At 58.0% G+C, this 18,516-nt stretch carries 14 protein-coding genes and 1 pseudogene; 4 read left to right on the top strand and 11 right to left on the bottom strand.

Translation table 11 applies throughout. From position 1 onward, the window contains the following. The first annotated feature begins 98 nt into the window (after nt 1-98). A complete protein-coding gene (locus tag LWH94_RS14550; protein ID WP_232902675.1) occupies nt 99-2,789 on the top strand; it encodes a LuxR C-terminal-related transcriptional regulator in 2,691 nt (896 codons plus the stop codon). Here the strand turns inward: LWH94_RS14550 and LWH94_RS14555 are convergent, their stop codons facing one another. From LWH94_RS14555 to pilB, 11 genes are all read right to left on the bottom strand, one after another. Next, nucleotides 2,790-3,686, bottom strand: a complete 897-nt coding sequence (locus LWH94_RS14555) for an acyltransferase (RefSeq protein WP_232902676.1) — start codon at nt 3,684-3,686, stop codon at nt 2,790-2,792. Between the two features lie 12 nt (nt 3,687-3,698). Beyond that, nucleotides 3,699-4,517: a glucosaminidase domain-containing protein gene (locus tag LWH94_RS14560; RefSeq protein ID WP_232902677.1), complete on the bottom strand. Its 819-nt coding sequence runs from the start codon at nt 4,515-4,517 to the stop codon at nt 3,699-3,701. 61 nt (nt 4,518-4,578) lie between these two features. Then, on the bottom strand, nt 4,579-6,768 hold the full coding sequence (locus LWH94_RS14565; RefSeq protein WP_232902678.1) for a hypothetical protein: 2,190 nt from the start codon (nt 6,766-6,768) through the stop codon (nt 4,579-4,581). Nucleotides 6,769-6,885: 117 nt separating this feature from the next. Next, nucleotides 6,886-7,446 carry a YfaZ family outer membrane protein gene (locus tag LWH94_RS14570; protein ID WP_094623941.1) on the bottom strand — a complete coding sequence of 187 codons (561 nt, stop codon included), beginning with the start codon at nt 7,444-7,446 and terminating at the stop codon, nt 6,886-6,888. A gap of 125 nt (nt 7,447-7,571) precedes the next feature. Further along, the gene (locus tag LWH94_RS14575) at nt 7,572-9,650 is read right to left on the bottom strand and encodes a response regulator (protein WP_232902679.1); all 2,079 of its coding nucleotides are present in this window, start codon (nt 9,648-9,650) and stop codon (nt 7,572-7,574) included. Between the two features lie 44 nt (nt 9,651-9,694). Further along, nucleotides 9,695-10,444, bottom strand: a complete 750-nt coding sequence (tsaA, locus tag LWH94_RS14580) for a tRNA (N6-threonylcarbamoyladenosine(37)-N6)-methyltransferase TrmO (protein WP_232902680.1) — start codon at nt 10,442-10,444, stop codon at nt 9,695-9,697. After that, complete coding sequence (locus LWH94_RS14585) at nt 10,437-10,685, bottom strand: hypothetical protein (protein ID WP_442914999.1); 249 nt, start codon at nt 10,683-10,685, stop codon at nt 10,437-10,439. Before LWH94_RS14585 ends, tsaA begins: the two co-directional genes overlap by 8 nt. A gap of 137 nt (nt 10,686-10,822) precedes the next feature. Then, nucleotides 10,823-11,452, bottom strand: coding sequence for a dephospho-CoA kinase (gene coaE / locus LWH94_RS14590; protein ID WP_232902681.1), 630 nt, complete (start codon nt 11,450-11,452; stop codon nt 10,823-10,825). A 3-nt stretch (nt 11,453-11,455) separates the two neighbouring features. After that, on the bottom strand, nt 11,456-12,331 hold the full coding sequence (locus tag LWH94_RS14595) for a prepilin peptidase (protein WP_232902682.1): 876 nt from the start codon (nt 12,329-12,331) through the stop codon (nt 11,456-11,458). Nucleotides 12,332-12,403: 72 nt separating this feature from the next. Next, nucleotides 12,404-13,624 (bottom strand): type II secretion system F family protein, encoded by a 1,221-nt coding sequence (locus tag LWH94_RS14600; RefSeq protein WP_232902683.1) that lies wholly within the window; start codon nt 13,622-13,624, stop codon nt 12,404-12,406. A gap of 2 nt (nt 13,625-13,626) precedes the next feature. Continuing rightward, complete coding sequence (gene pilB / locus LWH94_RS14605; RefSeq protein ID WP_232902684.1) at nt 13,627-15,339, bottom strand: type IV-A pilus assembly ATPase PilB; 1,713 nt, start codon at nt 15,337-15,339, stop codon at nt 13,627-13,629. A gap of 365 nt (nt 15,340-15,704) precedes the next feature. Between pilB and LWH94_RS19445 the strand changes: the two genes are divergently transcribed. The 3 genes and pseudogenes from LWH94_RS19445 to LWH94_RS14625 all read left to right on the top strand — a co-directional run. After that, nucleotides 15,705-16,244, top strand: coding sequence for a pilin (locus tag LWH94_RS19445; RefSeq protein WP_269802609.1), 540 nt, complete (start codon nt 15,705-15,707; stop codon nt 16,242-16,244). A 70-nt stretch (nt 16,245-16,314) separates the two neighbouring features. Beyond that, complete coding sequence (locus tag LWH94_RS14620) at nt 16,315-17,478, top strand: serine hydrolase domain-containing protein (RefSeq protein WP_232902685.1); 1,164 nt, start codon at nt 16,315-16,317, stop codon at nt 17,476-17,478. A gap of 128 nt (nt 17,479-17,606) precedes the next feature. Then, nucleotides 17,607-18,068: pseudogene (locus LWH94_RS14625) on the top strand (IS5 family transposase); the annotation flags it as partial. Nucleotides 18,069-18,516: the final 448 nt, after the last annotated feature.

Here is an 18,516-nt window from a genome sequence, read left to right on the forward strand (position 1 = left end):
TAACCCCGTTTAGCCCCGCCAATTTTTTGCAGCCAGACCCCGCTTTGGTTTACTCTCGAGGCCAATCTCTAATACTAAAGGTGTAATCGGGGCCGTGAGTGAAATCCTTTAACGAAGGCAACGCTGCCAACGACGAGTTTCAGGGCGCCAATACCAACCTGCAAAATGGCGAGCTGGTTCGGGATTTACTGGAGCACCGGCTTCAGTTGCCGGCCATTCCCAAAGATCATCAGCCCCGCCCCGCGCTTTCGAAGCAGATTATGGATAGCCTCGCGCCCCGCTCCCTGTTGATGCTGGAAGCGCCCTGCGGTTACGGCAAAACCCACAGCCTGGTCAGCGCCCTCAGCGAGGGTGCCAGTGAGTTTGACCGGATTCGCTGGGTTACCCTGAATGCCGGCGACAACGCGCCGTCCCGTTTATTATCCCTCATCGCCATGGCGCTGGATTTGCCCCAGTCCCTTCATCCCGGGAATCAGGGTGGCGGCACGTTTGAAGACAACCTGGCCGTTATGCTGGTGGCCAAGGGCCGTCTGGAGCAGCAGGGCCGGGATGTGCTGGTGCTGGATAACCTGCACCACCTGACCAATCCGGCGGTGGGCGGGCTGCTGCAGCAGCTTGTCTGCGATATGCCGGGCAACCTGTCGGTAGCCTTTACCTCCCGGCTGCCGCTACCGTTCGAATGCCACACCCTTGAGCTGGAAAACCGTTACCAATGTGTTGGCCGCGAGAGCCTGGAATTCACCCGCTCGGAAACCTTTGCCTACTTCCAGGACGCCCGGCCGGACAGCCTGATTACCAGTGTCGCCATTGATCATCTGTATAGCCTCACCGAAGGCTGGCCTACACCGCTGGCCCTGTACCGGCGGGAGCTGCTGCGCAGTCCGGAACGCCGGCCGATGCAGGAAACCGCCTCCGTTGAACGCTTCCTGAAAGGCTCGGTGCTGGGGCAGATGGCGCCCGGCCAGATGAATTCGCTGCGCATGATGGCGGAGCTGGACGGGGTGTCGGATGAACTGTTTATCGCCCTGCAGGCATCGGTTGGCGACTCGGGCATGCTGCCGTCCGTTGCCTGTGAAAAGGGCTTGCCCCTGCAGCCGGTATCCGGCCGTGGCCGCTGGTATCGCCTCAATCCGTTACTTCAGGCCTGGCTGAAAACACCGGCACTGGGTGGTTACAACACTCGCATGCTGCTGGCCAGCCGCTGGTTCGGGCAGCGCAACCAGTTTCCGGAGGCATTGAAGTACGCACTGCTGTCCGGAGATGCCGAAGAAGTCGTGCGCATTGCCTCTGAGGGCACCGAGGCCTTGTTGCTGGGCCAGGACACCGCATCCCTGCTTACTCTGCGCAAACACCTGCCTGCCGGCTTGCTGGAGCGCAGCGCGCGATTACGCATTGTCTACAGCTGGGTTCATGCCATTGGCGGACAGTTCCACCAGACCCGACAATTGCTCGAAGGCTTCTCGCCGGAGGACCGGGAGCAACAGGAAGCCCGCATCTACGCCCTGAAAGCCTTTATCCTGAGGGGCGAAGGCTATGTGCAGCCGGCGCTGGCCATGGCAGACAAGGCGCTCGCCGCTGGAGGCTTATCACCCCAGGCCCAGCTGGTCACCCAGATTGTTCGTGCCAGTGCCTTGTGTGCCGCCGGCAAATTCCACGAAGCCCGGGATGCCAACCGCGCAGCGGCCAAGCTGGCCCGGGAAGCGGGCGATTCCGGCTCCGAGGCGCTGGCGGTTTACGCCCACGCCCGTATTGAATTGGGCAAGGGCGCGCTCGGGCATGCGGAGCAGCTGCTCAGAACCGGCCTGGACACCGCCATGCACGAACTCAGCCGCCCGGCGCGCATCGGCGAAACCCGGCTGGAACTGAACCTGGTACTGGTACTGTGGCATCAGGGCCGGTTGGACGAAGCCGATCGCCTGTTGGTGAGTTGCTCACGCCATGCCGAACAGACCCGGGACCTGGGCCTGTTGCTGGCCATGGCCCTGAGGGTGCTGATGTGTAAAGCCGAGGGCCGGCTGGAAGATGCCTTTGTGTGGATTGGTCGGGCAGAGCGGGCCATGCACGCCTGGCAGGTGGATGAATCCCTGTACGTGCCGGTACTGGAAGCCCTGAAAGCCAGCTGCTGGTTATCCCATGGCCAGACAGACAGTGCCGCCCAGGCCATCGAAAAGCTCCAGCCGTATCGACAGGGTGGCTGCGTGCCGGAATTATTCCCGATGATGCCGGGGCTGATGGACTGCCTGCAGGTTCGGGCGGACATGGCCAGTGGTGACCTGGTTCGTGCCAGGGAGCAGCTGGACGCCGTTCTGGGCCGTTATGGCGATACCTTACCCTGGGGGCTGGAACTGCACGTTGGCCTGCTGAGTGCCGTCCTGCTGCAACAGGAGAAGGGTTTGCCGGCCGCCAGGAAACAGCTGGAGCAGGTGATTCGCCAGGCTGCCAGCGAGCGCTTTATCAGTCCGTTTGCGGAGCTGGTCAACGAACTCACACCACTGATGCAGAAATGCTTCCGGCAACTACCGGAAAACGCCCTCAACCGGGATTTGGGCCAGCTGTTTGGTCTCAACAATGCGCCTGTCGCCACCGAGACCCTTGCAGAACCCATCAGTGACCGGGAGCAGGGCGTGCTGGAGCTGATCGCCCAGGGCTTGTCGAACCAGGAGATCGCAGACAAGCTACACATTTCCCTGCACACCGTGAAAACCCACGCCCGCCGGATCAACGCCAAGCTGGATGTGAAATCGCGAACCCAGGCCATTGTCCGGGCTCGCGAGCTGGGCATCCTGTAATCAGGCGCCCGCTTTCAGTTCCTCGATGCGGGCGTCTTTCTCGGCCCAGATCCCGCTTACCCAGCGCTGGAAGTCTGCCCGCAGTTCCCGGTTGCCTTCGTAATCCATGCCCAGAAAACGCTCCGGCACTTCCCGGGTGCGGATGTCGATGATAATCCGGCGCACTCGGCCGCTCAGGTAATCCCAGATGCCGGGCCGTCCGTCCGGGTACACAATGGTCACATCCAACATGGTGTGGATCATCTCGCCCATGGCGCCGAACACAAACGCGGTGCCGCCGGCCTTCGGCTTCAGCAGGTTCTTGTAGGGGGAATTCTGCCGGGCGTGCTTTTCCGGGGTAAAGCGGGTGCCTTCCATAAAGTTGAAAATGGTCACCGGGGTGTAGCGGAACTTCTCACAAGCCTTGCGGGTGGCCTCTATATCCTTGCCCTTCAGCTCCGGCCGCCTGGCAATCTGCTCCTTGGTGTGCCGGTGCATGAAGGGGAAGTCCAGCCCCCACCAGGCAACACCCAGCAGCGGTACCCAGATCAGCTCCTTTTTCAGGAAAAACTTTAGCAAAGGAATCTTGTTGTTCAGGGCGTACTGGATGGCGGTGATGTCGGTCCAGCTCTGGTGGTTACAGGTTACGAAGTACCAGTGCTTCTTGCTCAGCTCCCGGGCGCCGCGAATATCCCACTCAATCTTGTGGAACAGGTCCGCCAGGGTGTTGTTGAAGCCAATCCAGTACCAGGCAATCAGGTTCACCATCCGTGTGCACAGGGTACGCACCAATTTCACCGGAATAATCAGTTTGATGATGGCGAACAGCAGCAAAAACGGCAGGAAAATAAGGGTGTTCAGCAGGATAAGCAAAACCACCAGGACCCCTTTCAACGGGGCGGGCAAAAAGTCCAGCATGGGAAAGTCTCGTCAGTCCAGTTGAGCCCGGAATTGCTTGTCGTAGAATTCCAGGTTGTTGTAGCGAATCATGGCGCGGATCTCTTTTATATATTCCTCGCCCCTTTCGGAATAGCTCAGCAGGCCTTGTGCCAGGGCGATGCCGGAAAAAGCATCACCGTCGGCCCGGGCCGTGGAGCGTATCGACCGCAGCGGCTGGTAGGCAGGGTGCCGGTTCAGATTCTGGATGTAAGAGCGCACAGAATAATAAGGCGACGAAAACTTTGCCACCTCATGGTTGGCCCCTTCCGGGCGGCTCAGCGGCACCAGCCCGCAGCCACGGGTAAAACACCACTGGCCAAACAGGTTGTTGCCCTCGGTGGCAAAGCGGGAAGTGCCCCAGGCAGATTCATTGGCGGCCTGGGCCATAATCAGGGACGGAGGAATCACATCCAGCTTTTCCGTGAGTTGCTCAAACTGTTTGGAGCTGCCGTTCTTCGCCTCGACTCTCAGCCGGCCCGCCTGGCGTTCCAGCCACTCCAGTTCATCGTCAGTCAACTCGTCTTTGCCAGAGAGGGATTGCAGGTATTCCCGCTCCAGCAGAATGCGGTTGTTGGCCAGTTCAATGCGAGGGTAAAGAAATGAGAAAAAGGCAGCCTTCTTTTCGGTGGTGTCCTGGTACCCGGAAAAATCCGGTAGGCCGTCGGCGGTCCATTCAGGCAGTTCGGGCAGGGAGCCCAGGGCAATGTCGGTGTCTTCACTTTCCGGGGCTTCGGGGGAGTACAAAGCACCGGCAATTGCAAATAACACCAGGGGAACACACAGCAAAAGTGCCCGGGAGATTAACGTCATAAAACCTCTCGCCAAAATCGATATGGCTGGAATTATAACAGGTTATACGGCTTACGCCTGTTCACTGAGCTGCCGCTGATTCCGGAATGAGTGTGGCGATCAGCAGGCCGGTGCGCAGTTCCGGGCCGGTGTTATCCTGGACCACCAGAAACATCTGGTCACCGGATTCGGTGTAGAAGCCGTTCAGAACCAGCTCGCCTCCCGCCAGTTGGATGGTGCCGTTGCCACCGGGTGTCACGGTGAACCCAAGGTCGAGCAACTCATTTTCCGGAGTGCCGACCGCGTTCTCTGTGATGGTATGGCTAACCCGGTAGCTGGTGGCGGTCAGATCTGCGCCGGTTTCGGTCAGTTTGAGTAAGCCATCGGCTACCTGATGCAGCCTGTTCTGGCCGGCATCCAGAGCGATCATCGTGCCCTGAACCCGGTAATCGCCGGCAATGGGAGCAGTCAGGGAAGTGGTTTTGCCGGCGATCACCAGGCCATCGCCAAGTCCCGCGTCGTCGAGATTGAACGCCAGCAGGGAGCCATCGGGCGTAGCGGCGCCAAGACCCAGCGGCGGCTCGCTTTCGGTACAGCTGCGGCACAGGCTTAGCCGGCCGATATTCTTGGTGCCGGAACTGAGCTGGGCCGGCCGGTTGGCAATGTTCCAGGTGTCGGTCACGGCCGAAGACGCTCCTGCGCCCGCAGCCCCCGTGTTGCCACGGTAGATGGTCGCGTTATTTGTGGTCAGTGCACCATCAGCGCCGCCCAGCTCACCATAGCCGGTCTCGAAGGCTGCCGGATTACTGCCGCCAAACTGGGCAGTAAGGTACACCAGGTTGTAATCGCTGCCGGTAATGCCGGCCATGTCGAAATCTTCGCTGCGTAACAGATGCAGCTCCAGCACGGAGAGATACTGTTCTTCCAGGGTTTCCTGGCGCTTCAGCTTGCCGTCTGCATCAGCCAGGGCGATGGCCTTGCCGGCGGTAAAGTAACTGCCCAGCACCCGGTCCGGGCTTTGGTTTTCATCGCCCGGGGCGGAGGTGAAGGCATCCATGAAATAGGGGTTGCGGGTCCAGCCATTGTTGGCGCTGCCCGGTTCATCGGTAATGCTCTGGTACAGGGCGCGGCCGGCCAGCAGGCGGGCAGGGTCGGAGCCGTCTTCTGAGGGCGGCGTGAGTGTGGCAGCACCCGGTGAGCTGGAATGGCTGTTTCGGGTCCAGTCGTCTTCCCGGGCGAACTGGTGGCCGTCCGGATTGGTAAAGCCGTGAACCAGGGTGCTCCGGTCATAGGGAATATCGGTGGCCAGGGAGGTCACGTTGATATTGAAGGCCTCGAAGGAGGTTAGGGTCAGGGCCGGGTAGAGAAATGCCCCGCCCAGATCTTCTTCCTGTGCAGTGCGAGCGCCCCACTGGCCGGCACCGGGGTAGCGGGCGTCACGGAAGGTGGGGCCCAGTTCCAGGCCCAGAAATACCGAGTTGTAGTCTGCAGAGCTGGCGCGGATGGTGCCAGACGCATTCGGGCCCAGCAGGGCATAGTCCGCCATCTGCTCAATATAGCCGGCAAAATCCGCCCGCCCGGCCAGCGTGCTGACGGCAGCATCCAGCGTCAGGTTGCCGGCAATATCAATCTCGAAATCGTGTACCTGGTCGGCCAGGCTGGACCACACATACTTGTTCAGGCACAGGGCGCCGCCCCGGTCGTTCACGCAGTCCATCACGGCCTGAAACTCGGTGGAGGAGTAACCGCCAAGTCCGTTTTGCACCAGGTAATGGGAGAAGGGATTCACCTTCACATCCCGGTCTGAATCCGCCGCCAGGGCTTTCATTGCAATTGTTTGGCCGCCGCCGGAATAACGGGCTTCAATCACCACATCCGGGCCGATGGGCTGGCCGTCCGGAAACGCCACAATAATGTGGCCGTCCTCACCGGTACTTGTGCTGTAGGCCACACTGCCAAGGTTTTGCCCGCCCTGGTTGCTCCGGTATACCTGCACCTGGTCCGGAATCACGATTCTCAGGTTGCGCCGGGTTTGTTCCGCATCCGGGGCATAAAAGGCGGGCACTTCCATGGTGATCCGGACTTCATTGGCCTTCAGGCCGGCAGTATTGCCGGAGTCGCCGGTGCTGCCGGGGTTAAAGTCGTCCAGGGCGTTGACGGTATTGCCAAAACGGTTGGGAATCTCGCGGGCGCCATCAATGGCACTGTCACCACCGCCGCAGGCGGTCAGTAGGAAGGGCAGGGCAAGGGCAGAAATCAGGCGACATTTCATGCAAGGCAATCCGGATGATGTATCTCGGCACAGCCTAGCAGCAAAACAAAGGGGAGAGCGTGAAAGCGGGCACGAATCGGCCACCCGGCATCAAACCGGGCGGCCGCAAGGCGGGTATCAGAAGAAGATCTTCATACCGGCCATCACCCCTTCGTCCAGGTTGATATCCGGAGAGCCGCGGAAATCCAGTTCGGTGTTCAGGTAACGGTAACCGGCGAACACTTCTGCGTTGCGGATCACACGGTAACTGCCGCGCAGTTCTACGCTGGTCATGTCGTCGGAATCACCGAAAGACAAAATGCTCGGGGCGTAGTGCAGGGCGCCGGTGAAGGACAGGCCCGGCACATCCGGAATGTTCAGGGTAGCAAAGCCACCAAGGCCCACAGCGCCGCCGTCTACCTGGTCGTCATCCCAGGCGATGCCGCGCAAACCAATGCCGGCGGTGGTAGGCAGGTTGCCAAGGGCGGTGCGGCCCTGGGCGTGGAAGTCCACGTTGCCGATGTGGCGGCTGCCTTCGTGATAGGTGTAGCCAGCGCCCAGCTGCAGTTCGTCCTGGGTGCCGAAGAAGTTTACCTGGCCCTTAACGGAATCGTTGGTCAGGCTCAGGTCCAGGTCGCTGGCAAATACCGGAGCGGCAGCCAGGGACAAAGCGAGGGCAGAGATGCGGGTAATCTTCATGATGACACCTTTGTTGCTTTCATTTTAATTCGTGGGGAATGGTAAACACCTGCGCGCGGCGCCACAACTTAAATGGCTGTAAGTCGCTGTTAAGGGGTGACGGGGCGGGGTTATGACGCGCGAGCTTAGTCCATGCTGGCCGCGGCCTGGCAATACTGGTCCAGCACCGCCCGCAACATCTCCATGTTCACCGGCTTGGCTACGAAGGAATCCATGCCCGCCGCCCGGCATTTTTCCTCGTCTTCTTCCATGGCGCTGGCGGTCAGGGCCACCACCGGTATCCGGGGTTTGTGGTTGTCCCGCTCCCACTGGCGCAGCCGGCGGGTGGCTTCAAAACCGTCTACCCGAGGCATCACGCAGTCCATCATGATCACATCATACTGGTGGGTCTGGTACAGGGAGGGCGCGGCTTCGCCGTCGTTGGCGGTCATCACCTGGCAGCCCAGTTTCTCCAGCAGGCGGCGGGTGAGGGTGCGGTTAACCGGGTTGTCTTCCACCAGCAACACCTGCATACAGCCGCAGGCCAGCTCCCGGCGTACGGAGCCGGTGTGGTTGATGGATTGCAGGGAAAAGCGGGTCAGGAACCGGCGCTCCTGCTGCTCTGCATCCGCAAACAGCTGGTTCAGAATCGGAATCAGGTAAGACTCCCGCAGGGATTTGCTCAGGAAAGCATCGGCCCCGGCCTGGCGGAAATGTTCGGCATCGCCCCGCTGGGGGTTGGACGAGAGAATCAGCAGGCGCATATCCTGCCACTGCTGGTTGCCGCGAATCTGGCGGCACAGCATGTCGCTGTCCATATCCGGCACAAAGCCGTCCAGAATGATTGCATCGTAGGGCGTGCCCGCATCAAAGGCCTGGCGCAGAAAGGTAAGCGCCTCGCCCGCCGAGCGTACCGCCTCAATGTGAACCTCGTGGCGGGACAGCATTTCCAGGGTAATCTTGCGGGACAACTCATAGGAATCCGCTACCAGAATGCGCTTGTGATGCACCTTTCGGGAATCCGGGCGTACCCGGGCCGCGCTGTCTGCCGCTTCCGGCAGGCTGATTTCCGCCCAGAAGGTGGACCCTTCGCCGGGGCGGCTTTCCAGGTCCAGCGAGCCACCCATCAGCCCGATCAGCTGCCGGCAGATGGTCAGTCCCAGCCCGGCCCCCGGGGTCTGCCGCTGGAACTGCTGGCCCAGCTGCACGTAGGGTTCGTAAACCAGCGGAACATCTTCCGGGTTAATGCCCACGCCGGTGTCTTCCACGGCCAACCGCAGGCGTACCTTGTCGCCCCGCCGGCCCAGCACTTCAATGCTGATCAGCACATGGCCGGAATCGGTAAACTTGATGGCGTTAGACAGCAGGTTCAGCATCACCTGGCGAATACGTACCGGATCACCCACCAGCGCCCAGGGCAGGTTCTCATCCACCCGCACTTCCAGTGCCAGGCCTTTCTCCCGGGCACGGCTGCCGAGCATGTGGATGAGGTCGTTCAGGGTTTCCCGCAGGTCGAACGGAATGGCTTCCAGCTCCATCTTGCCGGCTTCCATGGCGGAGATGTCCAGCAGGTCATTAATGATGGCAGAGAGGTTTTCCGACGCGCCCAGCAGGGTGCTCACATACTCCCGCTGTTCCTGGTCCAGCGGTGTGTCGGTCAGCAGGTTGGCGTAACCGAGTACGGATTGCAGGGGAATGCGAAGCTCGTGGCTGACATTGGCGAGGAACTGGTTCTTGGCATGGTTGGCGCGGATGGCTTCGTCGCGCTCGTCCCGGGATTTCAGGGAGTCCTGGCGCAGGGAACGGGTGTCTTCCAGGATCTGCAGGCGCATGCGGTTCAGGGCCTGCTCCAGTTCTGACAGTTCATCCGGCCGTTTGGGAGCCTTGCGGCGCAGTTTCAGCGGGTCAACCAGGGCGTCCAGGTTCAGCCTGGCGGCGTAATCCGCCATGGTTTCCAGGTGCCGGAACAGGGTAATGCGCACAATCAGCAACAGGCCCAGGGTACCCAACATCACCACGATGGACTGGAACCAGAGATTGTGCAGTGCCTGGCCCAGCACCTCGTCATAGAATTGCTGGAACGAGGATACCTTGGCCAGCTCGCCATACATCTGTGCGCCGGTGGCCACCAGCGACAGCACCACGCTGTACAAAAGCACCCATGCCAGCAGCCGCAACGCCAGCGGGCGAACACCTAAACGCTTGAAAAACTGCTTGGAAGGCAAAGGCACAAATTCCCTGTGTCGACGACAAAATCACTCGCGGCAGTTTAGCAGACCGATACCACTTCCACACGCACGGCAGCGCCCTCGTTTACAAAACGAAAACGAACGTTCAGATCGTACAGGTGTGCGCCGTAAATGCGCGCCTCATCCCGGCCCCGGCGGAACGATGGGCGCGGGTCGTAACTCACAACATCCTCAATCAGCCCCCGTAAATCCGGGTAGTCCGCCGGGGGCAGGGCGGCCAGTTGTGTTCCGGCCTCCGGGGTGAAGCTGACCGGCAACCGCTGTAAGGGTTCTTCTTCTGCCCAGCCGAGGGAGGCCTCCGGTAAGGCATCAGCAAAGGGCAGGTAGGGCTTGATATCCAGTATCGGCGTGCCTTCAATCAGGTCATGGTCGCTGATCTTCAGCACCAGCCGGCCGTTGTGCCTGTCCAAACCCTCATTTTTTACCACCGACAAACCCAGGCTGTTAGGCCGGAACGGCGAGCGGCTGGCGAACACGCCCATCTTCTTGTTGCCGCCTAATCTGGGCGGGCGCACCACAGGCCGCCATTCCGCCCGCACCGCCTCGTGGAACTGGAACACCAGCCACAGATGGCTGGCGGACTCCAGGCCCCGGAAGGCGTCCTCCCGGTCGAACGGCGGTTCGATCACCAAACTGGCGTGGGCATTTTTGGTGAGCCCCGGCTGGCGCGGCACCCCGAACTTGTCCTGAAAGCAGGAGCGGGTATAGGCAATGGGGGTAAGGGTGAGGGCTTCCGCAGCGGGTTTGCTTTTGTGGCGGGGTCTAGTCACGGCTGATGGTTCCGGAGAAATACATTTCGATACGCAATACCACCGAGGCCCGGTCCTGGAAGCTGTCTTCCCGGGGGAACTCCAGGGCCGGCACCACCTCGGCGAACAGCCAGTCTTCGTACATGCGATAACGCCAGGTGAAATCCGCAAAGTAGGACGTAGTGCGCCAGGACGGCTGGCTCTCGCCCAGAACGCCAATGCGGGGCGTAACCACCGACCGGTTATTCAGGCGCTTGCGCACACTGAAAATCTGCGCCGCATCGAACCGGCGCCGCTTGCATATTGAACACCGGCTCGCCGCCACGGGCTGTGGGTGCCAGAACCGCGCCGAAGGCCAGGAACAGGACAAAAAAAGAGGTGTAACGCAGCCGAAGCTCCTTAACTGAATTCAGCCAGCAAACGGTTATGCAGCTCACAAACCTGAAGCTCCACGTTATCCAGCGGGCGGTTATTATCAATAATAGCGCTTGCCCGCGCCCGCCGCTCGTCCCGGCCCAGTTGCGCCGCCATAATCCGCTCCACCTGTTCCCGGGAATTGGCATCCCGCGCCATAGTGCGCTCCAGCTGAACCTCCTCCGGCACATCCACCACAATCAACTGCTCAACCAGTTGGTGTTGATTGGTTTCCAGAAGCAGGGGAGATACCAGCAGCACATAAGGTAACGGATAATCGCCGGAGTTGCCCTTAGCCGAAAGGCTGGGAGGGTTATGCAGCTGGCGAACCAGCTCCTCCCGAATCACCGGGTGCAACAACTGCTCTAGCCACTCCCGCTCCGCAGGCTCTGCAAACACCCGCTGGCGCAACCAGGCGCGGTTCAGCGAACCATCCGCCTGCAACACCTCAGCACCAAAATGCTCTGCAATTTGCGCCAGTGCCGGCTGCCCCGGTTCCACAACTTCACGGGCTACGTTATCGGCATCCACCCAGTGCACCCCCAGCTCCCCAAACAACCGGGCCACGGTGGATTTTCCGGAGCCGATACCGCCTGTTAAACCAATAATCCTCACGCATCAAACTCCCAAAAACCCAAACCAGAAGCCCTGAATCTCCGCCCCAAACCACAATCCAAGCAATCCGGCAGCCGCCAGATAAGGCCCAAAAGGAATCGGCACCTCACGCCCGTGCTTCTTGAATACCATCAGCGCAATACCAACCACAGCCCCCACCAGGGACGACAACAAAATCACTGCCGGCAACAACTGCCATCCCAGCCAGGCCCCAAGCACCGCCAGCAACTTGAAATCCCCGTGGCCCATACCTTCCTTGCCGGTGGCCAGCTTGAACAACCAATACACCGACCACAGCGACAAATACCCCGCCACAGCACCCCAGAAGGCGCTCTCGAAATCCGTCAGCACGCCAAAATAATTCAGCACCAGGCCCAGCCACATCAGCGGCAGGGTGATGCTGTCTGGCAGCAACTGGGTATCGAAATCAATCACCGTCAACGCCACCAGCGCCCACACCAGCAGCAAGGCCCAAAGCGCGGCTTCCGTCGGCCCCAGCAAGAACACCGTAACCACCGAGAATATTGCGGTAACGGCCTCAATCAGAGGGTAACGAACCGAAATCCGGGATTTGCAGGAAGAGCACTTGCCGCCCAGCAACAACCAACTCACCACCGGAATATTCTCCCAGGCCCGAATCTTGTGGCCGCAGGAGGGGCAGGTTGAGGCGGGCTTGGAGAGGGTGATGGTTTCTTCTTGCTTGCGCTGCGCCTCCGGGACCTCCAGAAATTCCTCGCACTGGCAGCGCCAGTCCTGATGCATCATTTTGGGCAGGCGCAGGATCACTACGTTCAGGAAGCTGCCGATGCAGAGGGAGACGAGGGTTACGGTTAGGTAGAGGAGCCAGGGGGTGTTGAGGAATACGTCGAGAGAGGGCATTCAGGAACTCATCGGAAATGTTGGGAGAATGCCTGCTCCCCAAAGAAACGGGGAGCAGGAACGGGCCGGTGTTTAGCCAACAACCTGACCCATCTGGAAGATCGGCAGGTACATGGCAATGATCAGGCCACCTACCAGCACGCCGAGAACCGCCATGATCATGGGTTCCATCAGGGCAGTCAGGTTGTCTACCATGTCGTCGACTACTGCCTCATAGTGTTCGGCTACTTTCTGCAGCATCTCGTCCAGGTTACCGGACTCTTCGCCAATGGCCGTCAGCTGCACTGCCATCACAGGGAAGATGTCCTGCTGGCGCATGGAAGCCTGCAGCTGGGTGCCGCTGGAAACATCGTTCTTGATACGCTGGATGGCATCCCGGTAAACCGCGTTGCCGGTGGCGCCGGCGACGGAATCCAGGGCATCTACCAGCGGCACACCGGCGGCGAAGGTGGTGGAAAGAACACGGCCGAACTTGGCTACGGCGGATTTGTCCAGGATTTCGCCCACAACCGGCAGTTTCAGCACGTACTTGTCGACAATATCTGAGAATTTTTGGGAACGCCTTTTGGATTCCTTGAAGAGGAAGATTGTACCCACAATGCCCAGCAGCACGACAAACCACCAACTCTGCATCCACTCAGATAGCCGAACCACCATCTGCGTAAATACTGGAAGCTCCGCCCCGAAGCCCTGGAACAGGCTCTCGAACTGCGGCACCACCTTTACCAGCAGAATCGCAGTAACCACGATTGCCACCACGATAACGGCGATGGGGTAGGTCATGGCTTTCTTGACCTTCTTCTTGAGCAATTCCGTCTTTTCAAGATAAGTCGCAATCCGATCCAGCATCGCTTCCAATGCACCGGCCTTCTCACCGGAATCCACCAGGTTGCAATACAAATCATCGAAGTATTTCGGGTGCTTGCGCAAAGACGCAGCAAAGCCGGAGCCGGAAGAAATGTCATTCCGGATGGTTACCACCAACTCCTGCAGGCCCTTGTTTTCAAGACCGTCTGCCACGATGTCAAAACTCTGCACCAACGGCACACCAGCCTTCATCATGGTGGCCAGCTGCCGGGTGAGCATGGCAATGTCGAACGGCGTAATCTTCTTGCTGCCGCCGAACAACGGCTTGGGCTTTTTCTTGACCTTGTCCGGAATCACCCCCTGCTTACGCAGTTGGGCTTTGGCCAGAGCAATACTGGACCCCATAATCTCGCCCTTGGATGCATTGCCTTTCCGGTCTTTACCTGCCCAAACGTACGTTTCCAGCCTATGTGATTTTTCTGCCATGCTTAATCCTTCGTCACGCGGTTGGCTTCCTCAAGGCTGGTCACCCCCTGAATTACCTTCAGAAGGGCGGACTGCCGAAGTGTGCGGAAGCCTTCCGCCTGAGCCTGCTTTGCTATTTTTATGGAACTGGCTTCTTCCATAATCATGTTGGCCAGCTCGTCTGTAATCTTGACCACCTCGTAAATACCAACGCGGCCTTTGTATCCCCCATTGCATTTATCACAGCCCTTGGGGCGGTACAACGTGAAGCCTGTATCAATTTGTTCTTGTGTGAACCCCTCCTGCAAAAGCACATCCACCGGAATATTCGCCGGCTGTTTGCAGCCATTACACAACCGCCGGCCCAAACGCTGGGCAATAATCAGGCTCACCGAGGTGGCAATGTTGAACGCCGGCACGCCCATGTTCATCATCCGGGTCAGGGTTTCCGCTGCGCTGTTGGTGTGCAGGGTGGACAGCACAAGGTGCCCGGTTTGCGCCGCCTTGATGGCAATGTTGGCGGTTTCCAGATCCCGGATCTCGCCCACCATGATCACGTCCGGGTCCTGACGCAGGAAGGCTCGCAGTGCCTCGGCAAACCCCAGGCCCACCTTGTTGTTAACGTTTACCTGGTTTATGCCTTCCAGGTTAATCTCCGCCGGGTCTTCCGCCGTGGAAATGTTGCGCTCGGTGGTGTTCAGGATGTTCAAGCCGGTATACAGGGAAACGGTTTTACCGGAACCGGTGGGCCCGGTAACCAGGATCATGCCTTGCGGCTGTTCCAAGGCATCCAGATAAAGCTGCTTCTGGTCTTCTTCATAACCCAGTACATCAATGCCCAGCTTGGCCTGGCTCGGGTCCAGAATCCGAAGCACGATCTTCTCGCCCCACAGAGTGGGCAACGTGTTCACCCGAAAGTCGATGGCCTTGGTTTTGGACAGCTTCATCTTGATCCGGCCATCCTGGGGAACCCGGCGCTCGGAGATATCCAGCTGCGCCATGATCTTCACCCGGGCAGAAATCTTAGGTGCCAGCTTGATGGACGGGCGGGAAATCTCTTTCAGAATGCCGTCGGTACGGTATCGAACACGGTAGGACTTTTCGTAAGGCTCAAAGTGCACATCCGATGCGCCGCCGCGAATGGCATCCAGCAGCATCTTGTTCACATACTTGACGATGGGCGCGTCATCCACCTCGGCAGTGACGGCCTTTTCGTCTTCCTGATCACCGCCTTCAGTCTCCACCCCTTCCAAATCGGCGTCTTCCAAGTCGCCCATGGTGGAATCCTGGCTTTCCAGATATTTATCGATGGCGGTACGCAGCTTGGCGTCGTCTACCAGAATCGAGTCTGTGCTCAGGCCGGTGTTGAACTTGATTTCGTCCAGCGCTTGCAGGTTGGTCGGGTCTGAAATGGCCACAAACAATCGGTTGCCACGCTTATAAAGTGGCAGGGCGTTATGTTTGCGGATGAGCTTCTCGTCGACCGTCTTTTCCGGCAGCATTTCCGGGGCAAAGGCGTCCAGGTCCAGTACCGATACACCAAACTCCATGGCGGCAGAAAACGCCAGCCTGCGGCTGTCGGCCAGGTCGTTCTGAGTGAGGTGGGTGATCAGCGGAATACGGTTCTTGGAGGCCTGAAGAAAGGCATCCTTCGCCACGTCTTCGTCCAGAAGCCCGTCTTCCACGAATCGACGGGCCAGGCCCGTCAGCGTCACGTTTCGGTTGCTGCTCGCCATAAATGCTCTGAGGAAAGTCTTATAAGTGGCTGAATCTCGGATTTATGAACCAGAGTTTAGATGGATGGTTCCGCTTTGGAAAGCGGGGTGTGTCTCAGGTTTGATCTTTCTCAAAGACATGCAGATAAAAGTGGCCTGTCTGAAATTGCCGGCTTGGGTGACGGAAATTGTCACCTTTGGGCGGGGAGGGGCACCAGGGTTTGGGTGTGTGGACTGGCGTGGTTGGCGTTTTTTGATTTAAGTCACTGTGTGAACGCTGATTTTTCACATTTTCTTGCAATTGGCATGGTGCCTGCTTAAGTTACACCACGCTCAGCGCGGAAACGGGGCAACGCTCCACCGCCCCGGAGCTGGATAAACGAAAAATGACAACTCTTGAGGTTGATAACATGCAAAAGATTCAGATGAACAAAGGTCAGCAGGGTTTTACTCTGATTGAATTGATGATCGTGGTTGCGATCATCGGCATCCTGGCTGCTATCGCTATTCCTCAGTACCAGAACTACATTGCCAGCTCCCAGGTATCCCGTGTGATGAGCGAGACCGGCTCACTGCGTACTGCTGTCGAGAACTGCATGCTGCAAGGGCGTACCACTATTGTTACCACCGATCCTGCTGATGCTACCGAGTGCAACCTTGGCTGGACTGCCAGCAACCTGTTGGGTGCAACGATTCAGGATCCGGGTCTGGAAGTTAACATCGATGCTGCGAACAACACTGCAGAGATTATCGCTACATTCGGCGGCAGCGCGGCTGCGGCTCTGAACGATAGCGTTCTCGAGTGGAACCGCGATGAAGATGGCGTGTGGGGTTGCACCACTGATGTGGACACCAACTACCGTCCCTCCGGCTGTGCGAGCGATCTTGAAACACCTCCGGCCGAAACAAATCCCGAGCCGGCGTGATGAGCTAATCGCAACAGAGATTAAAATGGGCGCCAAGTTGGGCGCCCATTTTTATTAGGGATAAACAAAAATGACAGGTGTTCATTGCAAGCTTTTGCGCATAATAAAGCTTCTGTTGTTTCCGATTGCGATCCTTTCCCTAGTGGTACATTTCTATGTTGTATATCCGCATTACGTTAAAAAAAGCCCTTACTTTTTGCAGGCAGTCAAGGTCGGTTTACAGATTAAATGCTCTGGCAGTCGTTCTGAAAAGCTGAGAGATGTGTTAGCCGGAACTTCTCTCCCCTTTTTTGCCCTCGATAACCATATCCTATTCTTGGATAGCGATGGCGCGCTTTCTGAATGCACCTCGTCATCCGGATCAATCAACCCCTCCTATCAAAGTTTCCGTTTCGCCAGCGTAACCAAAACTTTAACTGCGTTCTCCGTGCTGAATATGGTCGGTGGTAACCCGAGTGTCACACTCGAAACAAAGCTCTTGGATTATTTTCCAGAGATTGATCCGAAGACCCTTGCCGATGATCGGTTATCCGAGGTCAGTCTTTATTCGATGATGAGTCATTCTTCGGGGTTCGGTGGGCCCTTTGGTTCTGACAATATGATAAAAAAGGATGAACAACCCTGGTGCCCCCACGACTTTTCAAGGCTATCTTCCGTTCGGCTTGCAGGTCAGCCAGGTAGCAACAGTGTTTATTCTAATGTTGCCTATTGCCTTTTGGGAGAAGTCATTTCTCGGCAGTCTGGCGAGCCATTCGAGAGTTATATGACCCGTGAATACCTTTTCAGGTATCCTTCTTTGGGTTTTATCGGGTCGAGTTTCAGGGCGGATGAGCCCTCATACGACTATTCCAACGATTGGAGGTTCAATCAGACGTATGCATCTTGGCTGGATGTGAGCGCTCTGGCACCGGCTGCAGGACTTGTTGGTAAGCCAGAGGAGCTGGTGGCGCTCATGCAATCTCTATATTTTGAACATCCTGAAATTCTTACTTTACCCTCAGTTCCTGGCTGTCGGGAAAAAAAGCAGGGGCGCTGTTACTCAGCGAATCTTGTTATCCACGACCTGCCGAATGGCAAGCGTGTCGGTGTCCAGCAAGGCTACTTACCGGGGGCGAGCTCATTGCTTGCCATCCATACTGATGGGCATATTTTGTTGGTAACTTCAGCTGGAGCTCCTCTGGAGTCGCATCATCGTGAGCGGTTGGAAGCGAAAGTGCTCGAAGTGTTTAACTAGCAGGCAAAGATGTCTTTAAAAAGTTGGCGCCACATTTGCCTTATTGACGATATATAAGGAGGCTCTGAATAAGTCTCCAAAATCAGCGATAATACGGCCATCGTCAATCGCATAGGATCGTTGCCAGCATGGATCAGATCACCTTCTCCGAAGCCGAATACCAGACCAAGAAGCGCAAGACCCGTCGCGAGATCTTTCTGGAACGGATGGACAAGCTGATTCCGTGGAAGCAGTTGGAGAAGAAGGTAGCCCGTTATTACCCGAAGGGCCGGAACGGACGGCCCCCTTATCCGCTGCCTGCCATGCTGCGGGTTCACTGCATGCAGTTGTTCTATAACTTGAGCGATCCGGCCATGGAAGACGCGCTGTACGAGATCGAATCCATGCGGCACTTCGCGGGTCTGAAGCTGGACCGTTTGCCAGATGAGACGACGATTCTCAACTTCCGGCATTTCCTGGAGCAGCACGGTCTTGGCAAGGCGCTGTTTAAAGAGGTGAACAAACACCTGGAGAAAAACGGCTTGATGTTGCGTGAAGGAAGCATCGTAGATGCCACCATCATCTCTGCTCCCAGCTCCACCAAGAACCAAACTGGCATATCAATCATGGACAGGCACTAGCCTGTAGATGCAGATGATCATGGACATGGAGTGATCATGGACAGGCACTGTAAGTGATCATGGACACAAGTTGATCATGGACAGGCACTAGCCTGACCAGATCCCCAAAGGCCCGGTGGTTCCGACCCCGGGCCTTTGTCGTTTCTGAATGATCATGGACAGGCACTAGCCTGACCCGCTAGCCTGACCCGATCCCCAAAGGCCCGGCGGTTTCGACCCCGGGCCTTTGTCGTTCCTGGCTTTCGATTTGCTGCGTCTAATTCGGGGTTATGACAAAACGGCGGCGGCATTCCACCGTGAATTGTGGAAATCTGCCGATTTCAGGCGAGCGACGTTTTCGGCGGCTGCGCCGATAGTCTGATTTGAGAAAGAAGGGGAGGGAGCCTAAGCCGCTTGTCGTCGCCGTCCAGGATTTCGG

The organism is Marinobacter sp. G11, assembly GCF_021282325.1.
Lineage (GTDB): Bacteria > Pseudomonadota > Gammaproteobacteria > Pseudomonadales > Oleiphilaceae > Marinobacter > Marinobacter vinifirmus.

Bases quoted from the DNA above. Each gene is read 5' to 3' on its own strand.
- LWH94_RS14555 (WP_232902676.1), bottom strand. From the start codon at position 3,686: ATGCTGGACTTTTTGCCCGCCCCGTTGAAAGGGGTCCTGGTGGTTTTG.
- LWH94_RS14560 (WP_232902677.1), bottom strand. From the start codon at position 4,517: ATGACGTTAATCTCCCGGGCACTTTTGCTGTGTGTTCCCCTGGTGTTA.
- LWH94_RS14565 (WP_232902678.1), bottom strand. From the start codon at position 6,768: ATGAAATGTCGCCTGATTTCTGCCCTTGCCCTGCCCTTCCTACTGACC.
- LWH94_RS14570 (WP_094623941.1), bottom strand. From the start codon at position 7,446: ATGAAGATTACCCGCATCTCTGCCCTCGCTTTGTCCCTGGCTGCCGCT.
- LWH94_RS14595 (WP_232902682.1), bottom strand. From the start codon at position 12,331: ATGCCCTCTCTCGACGTATTCCTCAACACCCCCTGGCTCCTCTACCTA.
- LWH94_RS14600 (WP_232902683.1), bottom strand. From the start codon at position 13,624: ATGGCAGAAAAATCACATAGGCTGGAAACGTACGTTTGGGCAGGTAAA.
- pilB (WP_232902684.1), bottom strand. From the start codon at position 15,339: ATGGCGAGCAGCAACCGAAACGTGACGCTGACGGGCCTGGCCCGTCGA.
- LWH94_RS19445 (WP_269802609.1), top strand. From the start codon at position 15,705: ATGACAACTCTTGAGGTTGATAACATGCAAAAGATTCAGATGAACAAA.
- LWH94_RS14620 (WP_232902685.1), top strand. From the start codon at position 16,315: ATGACAGGTGTTCATTGCAAGCTTTTGCGCATAATAAAGCTTCTGTTG.